The sequence below is a fragment of the uncultured Thalassospira sp. genome (assembly GCF_963976115.1).
In the GTDB taxonomy this organism is placed as follows: Bacteria; Pseudomonadota; Alphaproteobacteria; order Rhodospirillales; family Thalassospiraceae; genus Thalassospira.
This window is the reverse complement of sequence record NZ_CAXBJJ010000021.1, coordinates 52,331-69,839: the sequence shown is the minus strand read 5'-3', so window position 1 is coordinate 69,839 and position 17,509 is coordinate 52,331. Positions and strand designations below refer to the sequence as shown.

General features: G+C 56.4%; 19 protein-coding genes and 2 pseudogenes. 11 read left to right on the top strand and 10 right to left on the bottom strand.

The features are described from left to right. The 6 genes from AAC086_RS21165 to AAC086_RS21140 form a co-directional block, all read right to left on the bottom strand. Window positions 1–634 (bottom strand): FAD:protein FMN transferase (locus tag AAC086_RS21165; RefSeq protein ID WP_339781773.1); only part of this gene is annotated, 634 nt, incomplete at its 3' end. Further along, a complete protein-coding gene (locus AAC086_RS21160) occupies window positions 615–2,822 on the bottom strand; it encodes a PepSY domain-containing protein (RefSeq protein WP_339781771.1) in 2,208 nt (735 codons plus the stop codon). The genes AAC086_RS21165 and AAC086_RS21160, both read right to left, overlap by 20 nt. A 14-nt stretch (window positions 2,823–2,836) precedes the next feature. Next, window positions 2,837–3,307 carry a DUF2271 domain-containing protein gene (locus AAC086_RS21155; RefSeq protein WP_339781769.1) on the bottom strand — a complete coding sequence of 157 codons (471 nt, stop codon included), beginning with the start codon at window positions 3,305–3,307 and terminating at the stop codon, window positions 2,837–2,839. 38 nt (window positions 3,308–3,345) lie between these two features. Beyond that, on the bottom strand, window positions 3,346–3,717 hold the full coding sequence (locus AAC086_RS21150) for a hypothetical protein (RefSeq protein WP_339781767.1): 372 nt from the start codon (window positions 3,715–3,717) through the stop codon (window positions 3,346–3,348). A 171-nt stretch (window positions 3,718–3,888) separates the two neighbouring features. Next, entirely contained in the window at window positions 3,889–5,244 is a 1,356-nt protein-coding gene (locus AAC086_RS21145; protein ID WP_339781765.1) for a ferredoxin reductase family protein, read from the bottom strand. Then, on the bottom strand, window positions 5,237–5,548 hold the full coding sequence (locus AAC086_RS21140; RefSeq protein WP_339781763.1) for a PepSY domain-containing protein: 312 nt from the start codon (window positions 5,546–5,548) through the stop codon (window positions 5,237–5,239). The genes AAC086_RS21145 and AAC086_RS21140 overlap by 8 nt, the downstream gene beginning before the upstream one ends. A gap of 130 nt (window positions 5,549–5,678) precedes the next feature. Between AAC086_RS21140 and AAC086_RS21135 the strand changes: the two genes are divergently transcribed. Together AAC086_RS21135 and AAC086_RS21130 are read left to right on the top strand one after the other, a co-directional pair. Then, window positions 5,679–6,353, top strand: a complete 675-nt coding sequence (locus AAC086_RS21135) for a response regulator transcription factor (protein ID WP_339781761.1) — start codon at window positions 5,679–5,681, stop codon at window positions 6,351–6,353. Beyond that, window positions 6,350–7,699, top strand: a complete 1,350-nt coding sequence (locus AAC086_RS21130; protein WP_339781759.1) for an ATP-binding protein — start codon at window positions 6,350–6,352, stop codon at window positions 7,697–7,699. The genes AAC086_RS21135 and AAC086_RS21130 overlap by 4 nt, the downstream gene beginning before the upstream one ends. A 38-nt stretch (window positions 7,700–7,737) precedes the next feature. On the opposite strand, the pseudogene AAC086_RS21125 reads toward AAC086_RS21130, so the two are convergent. Further along, window positions 7,738–7,959: pseudogene (locus AAC086_RS21125) on the bottom strand (transposase); the annotation flags it as partial. 553 nt (window positions 7,960–8,512) lie between these two features. On the opposite strand from AAC086_RS21125, the pseudogene AAC086_RS21120 reads away from it, so the two are divergent. Continuing rightward, window positions 8,513–8,651 (top strand): annotated as a pseudogene (locus AAC086_RS21120) (IS110 family transposase); the annotation flags it as partial. Window positions 8,652–8,691: 40 nt separating this feature from the next. Here the strand turns inward: AAC086_RS21120 and phnF are convergent. After that, window positions 8,692–9,405 (bottom strand): phosphonate metabolism transcriptional regulator PhnF, encoded by a 714-nt coding sequence (phnF, locus tag AAC086_RS21115; RefSeq protein WP_339781757.1) that lies wholly within the window; start codon window positions 9,403–9,405, stop codon window positions 8,692–8,694. Window positions 9,406–9,537: 132 nt separating this feature from the next. Here phnF and phnG point away from each other — a divergent pair, with 132 nt between their 5' ends. The 8 genes from phnG to phnN are packed head-to-tail and all read left to right on the top strand — an operon-like array spanning window position 9,538 to window position 15,967. After that, window positions 9,538–10,035 carry a phosphonate C-P lyase system protein PhnG gene (gene phnG / locus AAC086_RS21110; RefSeq protein ID WP_339781755.1) on the top strand — a complete coding sequence of 166 codons (498 nt, stop codon included), beginning with the start codon at window positions 9,538–9,540 and terminating at the stop codon, window positions 10,033–10,035. Beyond that, window positions 10,032–10,640 carry a phosphonate C-P lyase system protein PhnH gene (gene phnH, locus AAC086_RS21105; RefSeq protein WP_339781753.1) on the top strand — a complete coding sequence of 203 codons (609 nt, stop codon included), beginning with the start codon at window positions 10,032–10,034 and terminating at the stop codon, window positions 10,638–10,640. Before phnG ends, phnH begins: the two co-directional genes overlap by 4 nt. A 2-nt stretch (window positions 10,641–10,642) precedes the next feature. Then, window positions 10,643–11,776, top strand: a complete 1,134-nt coding sequence (locus AAC086_RS21100; protein ID WP_339781751.1) for a carbon-phosphorus lyase complex subunit PhnI — start codon at window positions 10,643–10,645, stop codon at window positions 11,774–11,776. Window positions 11,777–11,781: 5 nt separating this feature from the next. Next, entirely contained in the window at window positions 11,782–12,708 is a 927-nt protein-coding gene (locus tag AAC086_RS21095; protein WP_339781749.1) for an alpha-D-ribose 1-methylphosphonate 5-phosphate C-P-lyase PhnJ, read from the top strand. 8 nt (window positions 12,709–12,716) lie between these two features. Continuing rightward, complete coding sequence (phnK, locus tag AAC086_RS21090) at window positions 12,717–13,490, top strand: phosphonate C-P lyase system protein PhnK (RefSeq protein WP_339781777.1); 774 nt, start codon at window positions 12,717–12,719, stop codon at window positions 13,488–13,490. Between the two features lie 14 nt (window positions 13,491–13,504). Then, window positions 13,505–14,209: a phosphonate C-P lyase system protein PhnL gene (phnL, locus tag AAC086_RS21085; protein ID WP_339781748.1), complete on the top strand. Its 705-nt coding sequence runs from the start codon at window positions 13,505–13,507 to the stop codon at window positions 14,207–14,209. Then, a complete protein-coding gene (locus tag AAC086_RS21080; protein WP_339781746.1) occupies window positions 14,202–15,344 on the top strand; it encodes an alpha-D-ribose 1-methylphosphonate 5-triphosphate diphosphatase in 1,143 nt (380 codons plus the stop codon). The genes phnL and AAC086_RS21080 overlap by 8 nt, the downstream gene beginning before the upstream one ends. Next, window positions 15,341–15,967: a phosphonate metabolism protein/1,5-bisphosphokinase (PRPP-forming) PhnN gene (gene phnN, locus AAC086_RS21075; protein WP_339781745.1), complete on the top strand. Its 627-nt coding sequence runs from the start codon at window positions 15,341–15,343 to the stop codon at window positions 15,965–15,967. Before AAC086_RS21080 ends, phnN begins: the two co-directional genes overlap by 4 nt. Window positions 15,968–16,029: 62 nt before the next feature. Here phnN and AAC086_RS21070 read toward each other — a convergent pair whose 3' ends face one another. Together AAC086_RS21070 and AAC086_RS21065 are read right to left on the bottom strand one after the other, a co-directional pair. Continuing rightward, on the bottom strand, window positions 16,030–16,743 hold the full coding sequence (locus AAC086_RS21070) for a DUF1045 domain-containing protein (protein ID WP_339781743.1): 714 nt from the start codon (window positions 16,741–16,743) through the stop codon (window positions 16,030–16,032). 126 nt (window positions 16,744–16,869) lie between these two features. Continuing rightward, a complete protein-coding gene (locus tag AAC086_RS21065) occupies window positions 16,870–17,484 on the bottom strand; it encodes a chloramphenicol acetyltransferase (RefSeq protein WP_339781741.1) in 615 nt (204 codons plus the stop codon). Window positions 17,485–17,509 lie beyond the last annotated feature (25 nt).

Genomic DNA, 17,509 nt, shown 5'->3' with positions numbered 1-17,509 from the left:
AATTGGGGGCGCGACGCGCGGGATCCGGTGCCTCTACGGCAATGCTCCACGGCGCCCCGTCCGATCTTAGCCCGATTGCGCGCATTTCGCCGTCGATACCGACAAGGCCCGCTGTGATGCCAAAATCGTCGAGTGTTTGGGCCAGTTGATCAACGCCGTAGCCTTTGGCGATGCCATTGAAGTCCAACGTGAGCGGGGCGGTCTTGCGGATGCGGCCTTCGCCTGTCTCAAGAGCGATATGGGCGGGTATGCGCGACGCGGTTATCGCGGCACGGATCTGCTCGGGTTCTGCGTTTTGAGGTCCGAACCCCCAAGCTGTCACCGCATCTCCCATGCCAATGTCAAACGCACCGTCCGAAGCATGTCCGATCTCAAGCCCAAGACGCAGGACATGGAGAAGCTGTGCCGGAACGTCCACCCATTGATTGACTGGCACCGCATTCAAGCGCATCAGATCGCTGTCGGGCTTCCAGGTTGACATTTGCGCGTCCACCTCATCTACCGCTATCTGTAAGGCGGATTGCACGGGGGCCGGGTCGTATTCTGGTGGGGTGAAGAACAACGCCGACCAGCGCGTGCCCATGGTGGGGCCGTTAAGCGCATGACGTATCGGTTCAGTAGATATCTTCGACATACCGTCCCTCCGCTTTTAGTGTGGCGGGCGTTTGCACGCTAGCTGCCAGGATATCTGTCAGGGCATCGGCGACACCCGTCGACATTTCGCGACCGCCGCACACCATGACGCGTGCGCCATCGCGAATGAGCCGGGTGACATTTGTGGCGTCTTTACGCAGCGCGTCTTGTACATAACATGGTGGTGTTCCGCGCGACACGGCCATAACGAGCCGGGCAAGACGACCGTCGGCCTGCCAGTTCTGCATTTCGTCGCTGTAAAAGAAATCGCTGTCGGGGTTGCGCATTCCGAAAAAGAGATGAATGGGCCGGTGCCCCACGTTGCTGCGGATAAACCCCGCCAGAGGACCTATGCCTGTTCCCGCACCGATCAGGAGGAGGGGCGCGGGGCCTTTGCCCGGCTGGAATCCGGGATTGCGATGCAGGAAAGCGGAAATTGTCTCGCCAGTCTTCAACGCTGTCAACTGACCGGAACAAAGACCGCCCAGGTGCTTTTTCACCACGATCTCGATAAAGCCGTCGCGGCGTGAAGAGGCAAGTGAATAGAGGCGTGGCATGGTGGATCCTTCGGGAAGGATACCCATCAGGTCACCGGCCTGAAAGCGTGAAAATCCAGCTCCGGTCAGCCGTTGCCACAGCGTCGACCGCGGCAGCGCGAAGCGCAGGATCGCTGCCGGTGCTTGTACCTCGGCCCCATAGTCGCGTCGCGAAACAAGGGTCAGCGTGTCCGTCTGCGGCAGGACTGGCTGATGGGTGAGTTCCAACGTGATCCCCAGCACGTTCCCAAGTGCCTGCCCCCAGCGTGCGAAATCCTGCGGCGACTGGCGGTTCACGGTGTCATAGGGCATCAGTTCCGGCCACTTCTTTGCCTCCGCCAGTTCGGCGACGGCTTTGGCGAAGGCGCAATAGGCCGGAAAGCTGCGGTCGCCAAAGCCAAGCACTGCCAATGGCATCTCGGGCGCATGGTCCAGCGTTTTGAGGCGATCAAGGAAACCTTTGGCAGATGCCGGTGCATCGCCGTTGCCATAGGTCGCGGCAAGGAGAATGATGCGTTCGGCGCGGGTATAGCGGTCTGGTGCAAAAGTCGACATTGATGCGACATGGACACACTGCCCCGCTTCTGTAAGTGCTGCGTGCAGCGTGGCGGCAAAACCCCAGGTGCTGCCGCTTTCGCTGCCGACAAGCAGGATCGTCTCAGCCCGCCCAGCCGGATGATTGCCTCGAATTTGCACATGCCTGCGCCGTCCAGTAAGCCAGATTGCGACGCCCGTCGCACCCATCAGGGGTATACCAAGCACCATCAGCCCCAGCACCAGCCCCAGCGTGGCCGCACCTTGGCCTGTATGGAGCATGTAAACGGTTTCCGAGACGCGCTCCCACCCTGACAGGTCGGTCCAACTCAACAGCTCTCCTGTTCCTTGATCCAGGTAGCCGACACCCTCGTCCGTTTTCAACGTGAAGACGTCGGTGGCGTCGCCGGGATAGGGGAAGTTCAACGTTCGCAATTCCGCCACAGGGACGTCGCCGATTACTGCCAGTTTGGTAAGTGCGATGCCGCTCTCACCGCTGATACTGGTGGGGAATGCGGGGGCGCTCCGACCATCCGGGAGAAGATCAAAGGTGGAGGACGTCATCCACAAGGCCGTGGCAGAGGAAAGGACAAGACTAAACACCGCGACCCGTGCGACCTCGACATGTACCCGGCTTGCGAACGGTCCGCGCAGGGGGGCGAACCAGTGCCGCCATCCACCGGCGCGCCGTGCGACCAGTGCTGTGCCCGATAGTGCCAATACCAGCATGGCCGCAGCACCTGTTGCCATGCCGATGCGCCCGGCGTCGCCAAGGAACAGTGATCGGTGCAAATGCGTCAGCCAGCGTTCCACCTGATTGGGGTCGGCCGACGCCACGCCCTGACCTGTCGCGGGGTCGATCACGGCGGCATCGGGGACCCCTTGATCGAACCAGTAGGCGGTGATCCGTCCCGAGGGCGCGCGGCGGATCTGTTCGACGCCAGGATAGGAAGTCTGGATGCGCTTGGCCAATACGCCAACGCTCATATCCGCCTCGGCCTGAGGGGCGGACAGGTGTTCGAGCGCCGGAAAGACCGATAGCGCGGCACCGCTGAGCGCAAGAACCATGATGATCCCCAGCGCCAGAAGGCCCGGCCAGCGATGAAGAGCGCGGATCATGGCGCTTGTCTCCTTCACATATCGTAGGTGAAGCTGGCGATATAGCGACGCCCCTTGACAGGCGTACCCGCACCGGTCGTCGTCAGTGGCACAGATACTTCGTTCGGGCTGTCGCGCATATCTTCGACGGCAGCGTCGATGTGAAGTGTGTAGCCTGCATCAAACAGCGTATCGGCGAGGTCTAGTGTGATTTCGAGCGTGCGGCCTGCGCCCAGACTGGCGCCGGTGATGCCATTGATCTGGCCGGTGTCGCCACCGGTGGCGCGATACCAGTCTGTCAGGTGTTCATAATATTTCGACTTGGTGCCAGCCATCCACAGGCTGCCGACATAAGCGCCGGACGTATCTGTGACGTAAAGCGCAAGATAGGCGCCGTCGCCCCCATAATTGTTGAGTGTTGTCGAGAGAGTGACCGGGCGCGCCATGGCGGCGCCGGGAAACGTCAGTGCCGTGGTGACAACAAGGGTTGCGAGAAGTGATTTCATCGTGGCAGTCCTTCTGGATTGAAATATGTCTGAAAGGTTCAGTTTACCTGAACCTTTGGTGCCGCCCCACTGCCAAAGAGCCCGTTCTGCGGTGGCGCAACAGTGCCAGCGGGAGCAGGATTAGGCGCGCCACCTCGGCATCCGCCGTCGCAATCGTCATCATCGTCATCACTGTCATCATGATCGTCGTCATCATCGTGATCGTGACGTCGCCGGGAGCTTTTGAAAAAGCTGTGGCCGTCATCGTTACTGGCCAGAATGAGCGGCAGTGTCTGTGCCGCGTCTTCGAAGAAAGCGGCAAAGGATTGAGAGTTCGCGTCGGTGGGGGCTTGCAGAGCACTCCAGGCTGGCAAGCCGATAGCGGCGGTCAGCGCGCTGGAAGTGGCAAGAAGTATGAGGATCTTTCGCATGGCAGGGCCTCCTTTTTGTCTGCTAGCGTCATTGTGCAGACCCGACCTGATAGGTTCCTGACGGCGAAGCGATTTCTGCTTCAGCTTGCCGTCAGGAAGCAAAACGCCACCCGGCGGAGGTTGGGTGTGGTGAACGCGCTCTTGTCGCGCGGTAATCTTGTAGGACGTCGGTCAAGCGAATGTGAAATGTTCGTAGCGCACCTGCCGAGGCGTCTGGCCTGACGCTTTCAGGTCTTTGAGTATTCCGTTTTTCAGTCCTGTCGGTCCGCAGAACCACAGGTCAGCCTCTCGAACAGGAAACGGTACCGATCCGATCAACTGCTCTGCGGTCAAACGGCCATCCTGCGCGGTTGCTATCACCTCGAAGCTGAACTGTGCCGTGCCTTGCGCTGCTGCCCGAAGGGTCTCCAGCCCGATTGCGTTTCCCGGTGTGCTGACGCAATAGACAAGATGGATTTTGCGCCGCTCTGCTTTGGTCAGGCTGTCGGCCCAGGCGAGGAATGGCGTGATACCGACGCCGCCAGCCAGCCAGATCTGATGCGCGCGGCCCTTGCGAAAATCGAACCGTCCATAAGGACCTTCGAGTTCTATGTGCATGCCTTGGCGCAGGGCGTTGGGCAGGCGCCGGGTCCAGCCGCCGAGTGCGCGAATAGAAAGTGTAAGTGCGCCATCGGAGCGCGGGGCGCTGGAAATTGTGAAGGGATGCGGCTCGGATAATCCGGCGTCGGGTGCGCTGATAAAGGCAAACTGTCCTGGTCGCCAGTGCATGGCCGGCCCAATGGGCGTCAGCGTCAGCGTAGTGGTCTCTGCGTGTTGGCTGATTGCACGGACCGTAAACTGCCGACGCCGCAGGCGCCGGGCGATGAATTCGGTATGGACCCAAGCGACCAGTCCGGCGATGCCAAAGATATTTAAAAGCTGGGAGAGGGATGGATTCGCAATGTTTGGCATGTCGACAAAGAACTGGTGAAACACGACTATTGCGAAAAAAATACCCATGAAACGATGGCTGAAACGCCACAGCTGATAGGGAATCTCCAGCCTGATGAACGGTAAACGTCGAAACCAGCTGATTGCGATTAGCGCCAGAAAGGCGTTGAAGGCAAACTCGCCCGCATCGCTGGCAAAGTCACCGAGGCTCGTCTCACGTACTGTGTGGTCGAAATCGGGCTCGAACTGGTCGTGCAGGATCATGAGCACAAGCGCCGAGATGCCCAGCCATTTGTGAACCCGATACATGCGATCAAGGCCCCCGAACAAAGGTTCCAGCACGCTGGGGCGTGCGGCAAGAATCAGGGTTTGGCTCATCGCGACGACAGCCATGGCACCAACCGCTACTCCGATGGCCGCAGCAGGACCATATGGTGCATAGGTGACAATGCCAAGACCGCCCGCGATACAGCAAGCCAGTGCGACCAGCAAGGGGCCGATCAATCTCAGGATCCCGTCGAAGGTTGGAATCTGCCAGATAAACCGACGGCCTGACGCTGCACCGACAACCTCAGGACCTCTTGCCGCGTCATTCATTGTGGCGGCCTTTCTTGTTTCGGCGTGTATGATCATCGTCTTCGTATTCGATTTCGATCACTTGAAGCGTTGCGGGGTGAACCTTCACTTCAATCTGGCGGCCTGCGGCGTCCCTGCCGTCAATCTGGTAGCAGTTGTCATCGATTTTGATGCGGCGAACCTTCCAGCCGTTTTCTTCAGCCAGCCGGGCAATGGCGTCTCGCGGTTGCCAGTCCGTCATTGGAACAAAGCAGTCATCATCGGCCAATGCGACACCGACCGGGAAGCCCGCGAGAAAACCGATAATTGTCAATATCTTTTTCATGAGCCAAACTCCTCGCTGGGGTCATTTTGATGCAACTCATACGCCATGGACCTTACGAGAGCCTGAAGCCCTGGCTCTGATGGCTTCAGTTTTACGTCAGTTTGGCCTGCCATGAAAGGTCATCGGGAAAGTGAAGGGAACTGGAATGCGCATCCTGCTTGTCGAGGACGATACCGTTTTGGGGGCCGCCGTGCGAGACGAAATCGCTGGGGCTGGCCAGTCGGTGGATTGGGTCATGCGTCTTGACGCGGCCAGTGATGCCCTTGCAGGGGCTGCCTATGATCTGGTGTTGCTCGACCTGATGTTACCTGACGGTCGCGGCATCAGCTTCCTGAACGGCTTGCGCGCGCGAGGCGACGTGACGCCGGTGATCATTCTGACCGCACTTGACCAGGTGACCGACCGGATCGAAGGGTTGAACGCAGGCGCAGACGACTACCTTGTCAAGCCATTCGATCTTTCCGAATTGACAGCGCGTATCGGCTCTGTCGCCAGGCGCTATACCGGCAACCCAAATCCGATCATCACCCACGGGCCGCTTGAGGTCGACCTTACCATGCGCAGCATCCGTCTTAATGGAAAGCCGGTTTCATTGACCGCGCGCGAATGGGCGCTTTTTGAGGCATTCCTCGGGCGTCCCGGCCAGCTTCTGTCCAAGATGCAGCTTGAGGAAAAACTATACGCCTTTGGTGCCGAAGTGGAGAGTAACACCATAGAGGTTCATGTGAGCCATCTGCGTAAGAAGCTGGGGAGCAAGATTATCGAGACTGAACGCGGCCTTGGCTATCGGCTCGGCAAGCCATGAGACTGCCACACAGCCTGCAAGCGCGGTTGGGATTGTCCCTTGGCATTCTGCTGACCTTACTCTGGATAGCAGCTGCCTTGGTGACAACCGTAACCTTGCGCCACGATATGGACAGGGTCTTTGACTCGGCGCTGGAGGAAACGGCGCAACGCCTGCTGCCGCTGGCTGTTGTCGAAATTGTCGGGCGCGAGGACGCTGGCGTTACCCAACAGCTTGGCGTTATTCGTGCCCATGACGAATTCTTCACTTATATCGTTCGAGACAGAGACGGGCGTATATTGCTGCAGTCGCACGCCGCAGACCTTGCAGTGTTCCCCGACTATGACGGGCCCGGTTTCCGCCAAACCGCGACGCACCGGCTATTCAACGATGACGCCCTGCAGGGAACGATCCGCATCACGGTGGCGGAACCTCTGGACCACCGTGCGAATGTCGCGCGCGGGATTTTGCTCGGCCTCGGGCTGCCTCTTCTGATTGTCATTCCGGTGGCACTTCTGGCGATCATGTTTGCCGTTCGGACGGGTTTTAAATCCCTGCGTCGTTTCCGTAACAGTCTGGATGCCCGCAATGCCCAGGATCTCTCGCAGGTGTCGGCCGATGACCTGCCTTCGGAAATTGGTCCGCTTGCGGCGACTCTCAATACCCTTTTGGAGCGGCTGCGTGAGGCATTTGAGGCGGAACGAAGTTTTGCCGCCAATGCCGCGCACGAATTACGAACACCGCTCGCAGGTGCCATCGCCCAGGCGCAACGCCTCAGAACGGAAACCACAGATGCGGCGGCGGCCACGCGGGCGACCGAAATCGAAGAGACGCTAAAGCGGCTGACACGTCGGACCGAACGGCTGATGCAACTCGCCCGCGCCGAGGGAGGCCGATTGCACTCGGATCATGAGTTGGACCTGCGCCTTGCGGTGCGCATTGTGGTCGAAGACATGCAGCGGGGGGAACATGCTCCGGGTATCACGCTTGACCTGCCTGGCGCGCCGGTCCTGTCGTCTCTCGACCCTGACGCCCTTGGCATCCTTTGCCGCAATCTGGTCGAGAATGCCATTCGTCACGGGAGCGACAATTGCCCGGTCGACGTCATACTAACGCCCGACGGTGAATTGATCGTGGCCAATGACGGGCCGGTCGTCCCCCAGGATCATCTTGCTCGGTTGACGGAGCGGTTTCAGCGCGGCGACCCCTGGCGCGATGGTAGCGGCTTGGGTCTGTTTATCGTAGCGGCAATTGCCAAGCGCACCGGAAGTGTTCTGACGCTTACGTCGCCAAGACCGGGCGCTGAGAACGGCTTTGAGGCACGTATCGCTTTGCCGCAAAGTGCTGCGCGCGCGGACGCCGTGTAAGGGGTATTGACACGCCTTGTGCACCAGATCGGTGTGCGGGCCAGGCCGAAGATATAATCCACGCGGTTGGCCTCGCACCAGCTTATCAGGTTCCTGCGCGCAAATCCGTTATCGCCCCGGACCAGAATTTTGACCTTCGGCCAATGGGCGCGGATCTGGCCAGAGGGGCAGGAAACAGCGATGTTCGTCATAACCGTTAAAACACCCCCCGCCTGATGGCCGTGGGTCTTGATGCCGGTGGCGTCGATGTCGAGTGTGATGTGGTTTGGGTGCACATCGTAGCTTTTGACGCACAGCTCGACAATGCCGCCAGAACCTTGCGCTGCCTGAAATGCGAAAACGGCATCGAAAAAACACCCTGTTATTTTTTGGAAACCGGGAATTTGTTCTAATATACTGATTGTATTACGAAAATGACGATGATGCGTAAATCTGGTGATGAATCCGGGCCCAACAATACCCCGTCCCGGCAACACACACAAAAAAACCCCTGTCTCCGCGCCTATAACAGCATCCGAAACGGCTGAACTTTCAACGCTGGAAATCCCGGTAAGTGCAACAACGGTAATTTCGGGCGCTCTTGCGTTTAACGATTTTGCATTGATTCATCATGATCGGAATGTCGCAAAATCGCAGGGACTATCTGACATCATCATGAACGGCGCCATCCGAACGAAAGCTTGCCCGGATCGCCATGAAACTCGGCACATCTTGTGTACCCGAAGATACACTTTCTTTCACCGGATGCCACAACGCAGACTTTACTCTCGACATTCGTGCAATGACCGGCAGGGGAGAACATCTCAAAGCGACCGCATATTTCGCCGAAAGTGCAGCAAGCATGAAAAAATTCATTTCTGCTATAAAGCTGGCCCAGCAGGTTACGGATGGTATCGGCTGATAACAGATCCGGGCCACAGCTGTCTGGTCGGTGGGACCCGTGATAATACCAGCTTTCTATGATCATGATTCATGGAAAGCGGGATCGAATTTTATTCTACAATCAATTGTACCCGATCGCTTGAAAAGGCAGTGATGCCGTATTCGATGGGAACACCGGCGGCATCGACATCGACGCTTTCGGTTGTAATCACCGGGCGGTTTTTGGCCTGCCGGAGCAGGCTGGCGACCTGTGATGTTGGCAGTTGCGCGCTGATGCGGGTGGTTTTGCGGCTGTAATCGTCGATTCCGAAGTGTTTGAATGCTTCGGTAAGCGACTTGGTCCGGGTGAAGATGTCAACAATGCCCTCGAACCGGGCGACCGGTAAATAGCTGGTCGCGACCGCCAGGGGGATTTTATCTGCTTCGGAGACCGACAAAAGTTTGATCAGTCGGGTACCAGGTTTTACATCGAGGTACTCGGCAATGCTGGCACTGGCTTTAAGTTCTTCGGACGAAATCAATCGTTTGTCGGGCAGGCGGTGACGTCTGGAAACAATTTGTGAAAAACGTGTTTTGCTGCCAAGCGGGTAGTCGAGGATCTGTTCCTGGACAAATGCCCCACGGCCCTGTTCGACCCGCACGACATTTGAATCGACAAGGGCCGATATCGCGCGCCGAACTGTATGGCGGTTAACCCCGAATCGGCGCACCAGTTCCATCTCGGTCGGCATTTTATCCCCTGCGGTAAAGACACCTTCGGCAATATCGGTCAGAAGATTTTTTTCTATTTGCTTCCAGATAGATAGCCCCGATTCCCATTCCATCTTTGTTCCCATTCACAAAACTTTCACCGCAAGACCTTTGCCAAGGTCATGGGAATAACTTATAACGTCGATATGTATAGACGTCTAGACAAATTTTGAATTTGTCGACATCCCGGAAAAAGGATCAGACATATGACGGCCCAAACCGCCCCGGATGTGCCAGCCCAAGCAAAAGACCAAAAATCGAATGCGGATGTCGCGACATCCGCACGTCAACGATGGATGGCAATTCTTGCCCGCACCGATCGCGCCACCCTTGAAGCCGAATGGCGCGCAAAATTTGGCGACATTGCCTGGAGCCATCTGCGCGAACCGCAAATCGGCATGGTGATGGTGCGCGGGCGCGCCGGGGGAGCGGGGCAGCGCTTTAACCTTGGTGAAATGACCGTCACCCGCTGCGCTGTAACGCTGGCGGACGGAACAGTTGGCCACGCCTATGTCAAGGGACGCGACCGGTTCCAGGCGCAATATGCCGCCCTGTTTGACGCCATCATGCTTCGCGATCAGGCTTCGAGTGCCTTCATTGACGGCCTTGCAGACCAGCAGGCAGCAGCCAAACGCGATCATGCGCGAAAGGTTGCGGCCACCAAAGTCGATTTCTTTACCCTTGTCCGCGGAGAAAACCAATGACCCTGCAATCCCCGACAAGTGACTTGCTGCCCGGTTTTGACCATGCTGCTTTTGACTCGAACGCTGTTTTTCGGGTGATTCTGGATGCCATGTCGCGTCCCGGTCGTATTTATGACCGACCGATTGACATCGCTGTACCAGATGGCCTGAATGCCTTTGCCGCCGCGACATTACTTGCGCTGGCCGATAGTGACACGACGGTCTGGTTGTCGCCCGGTTGCGCAACGCAGGCGGCCAGTAGGCATTTGAAATTTCATTGTGGCAGTCCGATCATTTCAGATATCGCGCAGGCCGATTTCGCGGTTGCCGCCATTGATGATGACTTGTCCTTTATTGCACAATTGAAGGTTGGCACTGCCGAATATCCGGATCAGTCGGCAACGTTGATCCTGATGGTTCATGACATTACCAACATTCCGCAAATGCGCCTTAGCGGACCAGGGATCAAGGATAGCCATACCCTTGAGGTTAAAGGCCTTCCGGCGGCTTTCCATGCGTGGTGGGCTGAAAACCAACCGCTTTTCCCGTGCGGGGTTGATGTGATTTTTGTTACCGACACCAAAATCGCCGCCCTTTCGCGCACCACCCGCGTTGAGGGGAAGTAACCATGTATGTTGCTGTAAAAGGTGGCGAACGTGCCATTAATAACGCCCACCGGCTGCTGGCAGAGCAGCGTCGCGGCGCAAAAGACGTTGTTGAAATTGAGACCGACCAGATTGAACAGCAATTGTCGCTGTCTGTGACCCGTGTCATGGCCGAAGGATCACTTTATGATCGTGATCTGGCGGCCCTTGCGATCAAGCAGGGCCGGGGTGATTTGATCGAAGCCATTTTCCTGTTACGTGCCTATCGCACGACCTTGCCGCGTTTTGCCTTTTCCAAACCGGTCAAAACGGCGGAAATGGATATTTCGCGCCGCATCTCGGCGACATTTAAAGATCTTCCGGGCGGGCAGATCCTTGGCCCGACCTTTGATTATACCCATCGGCTTTTAGATTTTACTCTGATGGCGAATGGGCAAGATCCTGCGGATGCGGGCCGGGCAGAAAACCCGGTTGATGAAAATATGCCGCGTGTTCTTGACGATATTCTTAATGACGAAGGCCTTATTCAGGATGAAAAGGTGCCGGTGGATGACACTGCCCCGGTTGCTGATTTAACCCGCGAACCGGTTAAATACCCGGCTGGCCGTGACCTGCGTTTGCAGAACCTGGCACGCGGCGATGAGGGGTTCGTTTTGGCACTGGGCTATTCCACACAGCGTGGCTATGCCAACAGCCACGCCTTTGTTGGTGAAATTCGCTATGGCACGGTATCGGTTGAAATTGAACCCGAAGAACTCGGCTTTGCGATTGATATTGGGGATCTTGAACTGACCGAGTGCGAGACGGTCAATAAATTCCAGGGATCGAAAACCAGGTTGCCGCAATTCACCCGGGGCTATGGCCTTGTGTTTGGCCAGAACGAGCGCAAGGCAATTTCGATGGCACTTGTTGACCGTGCCATGCGTGCCAATGAAATGGGCGAGCAGATTATGGGCCCGGCGCAAGACAGCGAATTTGTCATGGAACATAGCGACAATGTTCAATCCACCGGCTTTGTCGAGCATATCAAGCTGCCCCATTACGTCGACTTCCAGGGAGAACTCGAACTGGTGCGCCGTATGCGATGTGAGGTTGAAGCCCGCCTGGCAAAGGCTGAGGCGCAAGAGGCCAAATCTCAACCCGAAGCCGCGGAGTAATTGCCATGGAACAGACAGTACATCATCCGGCCAATGCGGATTCGGACTATAATTTTGCCTATCTTGATGAACAAACCAAACGCATGATCCGGCGGGCTTTGCTTAAGGCCGTTGCTATTCCGGGTTATCAGGTGCCGTTTGCCGGGCGCGAAATGCCCATGCCCTATGGCTGGGGCACGGGTGGGGTTCAGGTAACAGCGGCGGTTATTGGCCCCAAGGATACCCTTAAGGTGATTGACCAGGGGGCGGATGACACCACCAATGCAGTATCCATTCGCCAGTTTTTTGCCAAAACAGCCCAGGTGGCGACGACAGAAAAAACGGCCGATGCGTCGATTATTCAAACCCGTCACCGCATTCCGGAAAAGGAATTGCGCGAAGATCAGATTCTTGTCTATCAGGTGCCGATTCCCGAGCCTTTGCGTTTTTTGGAACCGCGCGAAACCGAAACCCGCAAGATGCACGCGCTTGAAGAATATGGCCTGATGCATGTGAAGCTGTATGAAGATATTGCCCGCCACGGTCATATTGCCACCACTTATGCCTATCCGGTGCTGGTCGATGATCGTTATGTGATGGACCCGTCGCCGACCCCGAAATTTGATAATCCGAAAATGCATAATATGGCGGCCCTTCAGCTGTTTGGGGCAGGGCGCGAAAAACGCATTTATGCCTTGCCGCCCTATACCAGGGTCAAAAGCCTTGATTTCGAAGATCACCCGTTCGAGGTGCAATCCTGGCAAGAGACCTGCGGCATGTGCGGGGCGCACGACAGTTATCTTGATGAAGTGATCCTCGATGACAAGGGCAACCGGATGTTTGTGTGTTCGGATACCGATTATTGCACCGAACGTCAGGAAGCGGGCCATCGGGGGGCGCAACATCATGATCAGCCGCTGGGCGGCACCAAAAGCGGAAAGGCAGCAGAATAATGAACAGCATGAATGAACCGCTTTTGCGCGTTACCGACCTGACCATGATGTATGGCGACCGGTTGGGGTGCAAGGATGTCAGTTTTGAGCTGCGCGCCGGAGAAGTTATTGGCATTGTTGGTGAATCGGGATCGGGGAAATCAACGTTGCTGCGCGGTATTTCCGCACAGCAAGAACCGGCCAAAGGGCGAGTTGACTATCAAACCCGTATTGACGGCATCTGCGATGTTTATGACATGTCCGAAGCCCGGCGCCGGTTATTGATGCGCACTGATTGGGCTTTTGTTCATCAAAACCCGCGCGATGGTTTGCGCATGAATGTCAGCGCCGGGGCCAATATTGGCGAACGCCTGATGGCGGTTGGCGAGCGCCATTATGGCAATATTCGTGAGGCGGCCGATAGCTGGCTGGGCAAGGTGGAAATCGCATCCGAGCGCCTTGATGATTTGCCATCAACCTTTTCAGGGGGTATGCAGCAGCGTCTGCAGATTGCCCGCAATCTGGTGACCAGCCCGCGCCTTTTGTTTATGGATGAACCGACGGGCGGGCTGGATGTTTCGGTTCAGGCGCGGTTGCTTGATTTGCTGCGCGGGCTGGTGCGCGACCTTAATCTTGCGGTGATTATTGTTACCCACGACCTGGCTGTTGCGCGCCTGTTGTCACACCGTTTGATGGTGATGCAGCAGGGCAAGGTGATCGAAAGCGGCCTGACCGATCAGGTTCTTGATGATCCGCAGCATGCCTATACCCAGTTGCTTGTTTCTTCCATCCTTCAGAACTGATGCCGGGGCGAAAAATGTCTGAAATGCTTCATGCTCTCAACGTCTCGAAAAGTTTTACGTTACATACTCAGGGTAGCGTGATGATCCCGGTTTTTGACGGTATTGAATTCAGCCTTTCGGCGGGGGAATGTATCGCGCTGACCGGGGAATCCGGGTCGGGAAAAAGTACATTCATGCGGATGCTATATGCCAATTACACATGTTCGAGCGGGTCTATCGCCGTCATGCATGATGGCGACTGGCTTGATATTACCACTGCCAGTCCGCACGCGATCCTTGAAATGCGCAAGCGCACGATGGGGTATGTCAGCCAGTTTTTGCGCGTTATACCGCGTGTGCCAACCCTTGAAATTGTGGCCGAACCGGCGGTTGCCCTTGGCACGTCACGTGCCGATGCGACAGGCAAGGCACGCGATCTTTTGACGCGCCTTCGCATTCCCGAGCGCCTGTGGCAGCTTTCGCCATTGACCTTTTCGGGGGGTGAACAGCAACGCGTGAACATTGCCCGAGGCTTTATTGCCGATTATCCGGTTATGTTGCTAGACGAGCCGACAGCATCGCTTGATAGCGATAACCGTGCCACGGTTCTGGCCTTGATCGAGGAAGCCAAATCGCGCGGGGCGGCAATTGCCGGTATTTTCCACGATCACGAAACCCGCGATGCGGTCTGCACCGGGGCATTTGATGTGACATCGTTTAAAGTTGGGGCCAATGACTGAACAAATTTTTACCAACGCCAAAATCGTTCTGGCAAATGATGTCATTGACGGGGCCATTCAGATAAAGAACGGGATCATTACCGATATATCGGATCGGGCATTTGATTTGCCCGGTGCCGAGGACCTTGGCGGTGATTATCTGATGCCGGGTCTTGTTGAATTACACACAGATAATCTTGATAAACATCTGACACCGCGCCCGAAAACCCGCTGGCCGGCCACGGCGGCGGTTGTTGCCCATGACAATCAGGTTGCCAGTGCCGGGATCACAACCGTTTTTGATGCGGTGTCGATTGGCGATGTCAATGAAGGGTCTGAACGCATCGTGCGACTGGTTGAATCGGTCGAGGCCCTTGCCCTTGCGCAGGATAACAATCTTTTGCGGGCCGATCACAAATTGCATTTGCGCTGTGAAACATCCTTTCCCGGCATGGCCGATGCCCTGGGCAAGATGGTCGATCTGGCGTTGGTCAAAATGTTGTCCGTCATGGACCATACACCGGGCCAGCGCCAATTTGTCAGTCTGGAGGCCTATTACACCTATTATCAGGGGAAATATGGTCTGAATGACGAAGCTATGAGCATGTTCGTTGCGACCCGCAAACGTGATTCCGAACTTTATTCCGCGAAAAATCGCCGTCTTGTGGTTGAAGCCGCCCATGCCAGGGGCCTTGCCCTGGCAAGCCATGACGATGCCACCACGGCCCATGTGGCCGAGGCCGTTAGCGATAAAATGACGGTTGCTGAATTTCCCACCACGCTCGAAGCTGCCAGGGCCTCGCACGAGGCCGGGCTTGGCGTGATGATGGGAGGACCAAACCTTGTGCGCGGCGGGTCGCATAGCGGCAATGTTGCGGCGGGTGATTTGGCCAGAAACGGTTATCTCGATATCATTTCCAGTGACTATGTCCCGCACAGCCTGTTGCACGGGGCGATGAAGCTGTTTGATGATTTTGACGGGTATGATTTGCCCCGCGCCATTCGCACCATTTCACTTAACCCTGCAACCCAGGTCGGCCTGAGCGATCGCGGTGAAATTGCCGTTGGCAAACGGGGCGATCTGATCCGTGTGCATCATTCGCCGCATCACCCGATTGTGCGGGGTGTGTGGCGCGAAGGTGTCCGGGTATCATGAGCACAGGCCCGCAAGAGCGAAATGGTTTGGGTGGGGCGTCAAAAAAGGGCATGCTGATCCTTGTCGTCGGCCCGAGTGGTGTGGGCAAGGATAGCCTTCTTGACGGCGCGCGCGCCAGGCTTGGTGATGCAGATGCAGCACAGTTTTGCTTTCCCCGGCGCTGCATCACGCGGCCAGCGGGCACCATTGGCGAAAACCACATTCCTTTGCGGCCCGATGATTTTCCGTCGATGGCAAAACAGGGGGCTTTCCTGCTGAGCTGGCGCGCGCATGATTTGTGCTATGCCATTCCAAGGCATGTCCAGGATGAAGTTATCAAAGGCAAAACCGTGATCGTCAATGTGTCACGCAGCGTGATTAACGATGCGTTTGCCCTTATCGGCGAGCGCAATGTGCGCGTTATCAGCATTTGCGCAAAGACAGAGGTGTTGCGTCAACGTCTTGAAGCGCGTGGTCGCGAAGATCGTTTTGACATCGAGAGGCGTCTGGCACGTGCATCGGCCTATGAGGTTGAGGGGCCAAATGTTGTGCATGTTCACAATGATGCGGATTTGGAAACCGGCATTACCCGGTTTCTTGAGGCCATCGTCGCACCACGCCCTGTATCGACCCCAAAAGTTTGAGCCCGTTTGAAACGGTGTGGAAAACATTCCAAGCCTTAACAAGATCAAAAATGCGGCGGTAATTACTGCCGCATTTTTGATCTGTTTAACGCAAAACGCCTTAGCAAATGAAACGGTTTTCCGTCACCGGGATCGCCAAAAAGGCAAATATCGTCGATGATAAAGGCGGTTTGGCAAAGGGGGGCTGCCGTGGAGGCAAGGGATGCTTCAAACCGTTCAAGCTGTTTTGGGTCAAGTTTGTTGCTGAGCGTCAGGTGGAACCGAAAGTCTTCCATCACATAGGGATAGCCCCACGTGACCAGATAGTTTTCCTGACGTTCGCTCAGGCCTGCCGCCCGGCGTTTGTTCATTGCCGTTGCGTCTTCTGGCTGACGAAAATCATCCAGATCGCGGACCATTCTTGCGGCCAGATGTTCCAGGGGGGCAACCGGATCGGTCGGTATCAAAGCGAGAAAGCCGCTGATTGATTTAAGGGTTAGCGGGCCGCATGTTACCGGTGTGATATCAGCACAGAGCTTTTCCAGCGCCGCTTCAAGACCAGAACGGCTTTGTCCTTGTTTTAAGGTGAAGGGCGGCTTTAGCGTTCCGTGAAAACCATATCGTGTCGGTGATGTGGTTGCCGCGATGACATCATCTGCCTTAAGGCCCGCAAGAGCAGGGCGGGTCAGTTCAGTATTTGCAAGCGGGTCCCGGCCCAGCCATGCATTGCCAAACCGGCCAAGGTCACTTTGGGGGTGCGGGGCGTAATAAACGGCATAGCGTTGATAGTCGGTCATGGAAGCTCTTTAACATTCGAGGCAACGCCAGAGGCAGGCAGTTTGGGAAGGAACCACGAGGTGCGCAACAGATAAATCAGGGCGGGGTGTTTGCCTGATAAACCTGACATACCAGGTTGGATGGGATCAGATCGTATCGAATTTCAAGCAAAAGGCCCGCACAGGAAGGCTGCGAAAATCGTTAAGGTTTTCCGCCAGCATATCGTGGCTCCAGTCCCACCAGCAGATGCGCATCAAGGCATCGACAATGTCGGTTTCAAACCGGGGGCGCAGCGGCCTGGCCGGTATGCCCGTGACAATCGTGTAAGGGGGGACGTCCCTGGTGACCACCGCACCCGACCCGACAACAGATCCGATGCCGATGGTGACGCCACCCTGCACAATTGCCCCGTGACCGATCCAGACATCATGTTCAAGTGTGACACGCTTTTCACGACGCCAGTCAAAAAATGTTGCATCATCATCCCCCAGGCGATAGGCGCTGGATCGATATTGGAAATGATGCATGGATGCCCGATCCATCGGGTGCTGGCCGGGATTTATCCGGGTATGGGCCGCGATATTGACGAATTTTCCGATGTTGGAATAGATGATTTCGCTGTCGTTTACGACATAGGAATAATCATCCATCACGGTTTCGCGGATACTGGTTCGCGGGCCAATTTCGGTCCAGGCGCCCAGTTCACAATCGACGACGACGGCACTTTCGTCAATTGTAGGCTGTTCGGACAGTTGTTTCATGGCTGATTTGGCCTGTGTTACCTGA

What these genes read in the sequence shown, in the direction of transcription:
- phnL (WP_339781748.1), top strand. Translation starts at nt 13,505, where the DNA reads ATGTCTGAAATGCTTCATGCTCTCAACGTCTCGAAAAGTTTTACGTTA.
- AAC086_RS21065 (WP_339781741.1), bottom strand. Translation starts at nt 17,484, where the DNA reads ATGAAACAACTGTCCGAACAGCCTACAATTGACGAAAGTGCCGTCGTC.
- AAC086_RS21160 (WP_339781771.1), bottom strand. Translation starts at nt 2,822, where the DNA reads ATGATCCGCGCTCTTCATCGCTGGCCGGGCCTTCTGGCGCTGGGGATC.
- phnF (WP_339781757.1), bottom strand. Translation starts at nt 9,405, where the DNA reads ATGGAATGGGAATCGGGGCTATCTATCTGGAAGCAAATAGAAAAAAAT.
- AAC086_RS21080 (WP_339781746.1), top strand. Translation starts at nt 14,202, where the DNA reads ATGACTGAACAAATTTTTACCAACGCCAAAATCGTTCTGGCAAATGAT.
- AAC086_RS21145 (WP_339781765.1), bottom strand. Translation starts at nt 5,244, where the DNA reads ATGAATGACGCGGCAAGAGGTCCTGAGGTTGTCGGTGCAGCGTCAGGC.
- AAC086_RS21130 (WP_339781759.1), top strand. Translation starts at nt 6,350, where the DNA reads ATGAGACTGCCACACAGCCTGCAAGCGCGGTTGGGATTGTCCCTTGGC.
- phnG (WP_339781755.1), top strand. Translation starts at nt 9,538, where the DNA reads ATGACGGCCCAAACCGCCCCGGATGTGCCAGCCCAAGCAAAAGACCAA.
- phnK (WP_339781777.1), top strand. Translation starts at nt 12,717, where the DNA reads ATGAATGAACCGCTTTTGCGCGTTACCGACCTGACCATGATGTATGGC.
- AAC086_RS21155 (WP_339781769.1), bottom strand. Translation starts at nt 3,307, where the DNA reads ATGAAATCACTTCTCGCAACCCTTGTTGTCACCACGGCACTGACGTTT.
- AAC086_RS21095 (WP_339781749.1), top strand. Translation starts at nt 11,782, where the DNA reads ATGGAACAGACAGTACATCATCCGGCCAATGCGGATTCGGACTATAAT.
- AAC086_RS21100 (WP_339781751.1), top strand. Translation starts at nt 10,643, where the DNA reads ATGTATGTTGCTGTAAAAGGTGGCGAACGTGCCATTAATAACGCCCAC.
- phnN (WP_339781745.1), top strand. Translation starts at nt 15,341, where the DNA reads ATGAGCACAGGCCCGCAAGAGCGAAATGGTTTGGGTGGGGCGTCAAAA.
- phnH (WP_339781753.1), top strand. Translation starts at nt 10,032, where the DNA reads ATGACCCTGCAATCCCCGACAAGTGACTTGCTGCCCGGTTTTGACCAT.
- AAC086_RS21140 (WP_339781763.1), bottom strand. Translation starts at nt 5,548, where the DNA reads ATGAAAAAGATATTGACAATTATCGGTTTTCTCGCGGGCTTCCCGGTC.
- AAC086_RS21070 (WP_339781743.1), bottom strand. Translation starts at nt 16,743, where the DNA reads ATGACCGACTATCAACGCTATGCCGTTTATTACGCCCCGCACCCCCAA.
- AAC086_RS21150 (WP_339781767.1), bottom strand. Translation starts at nt 3,717, where the DNA reads ATGCGAAAGATCCTCATACTTCTTGCCACTTCCAGCGCGCTGACCGCC.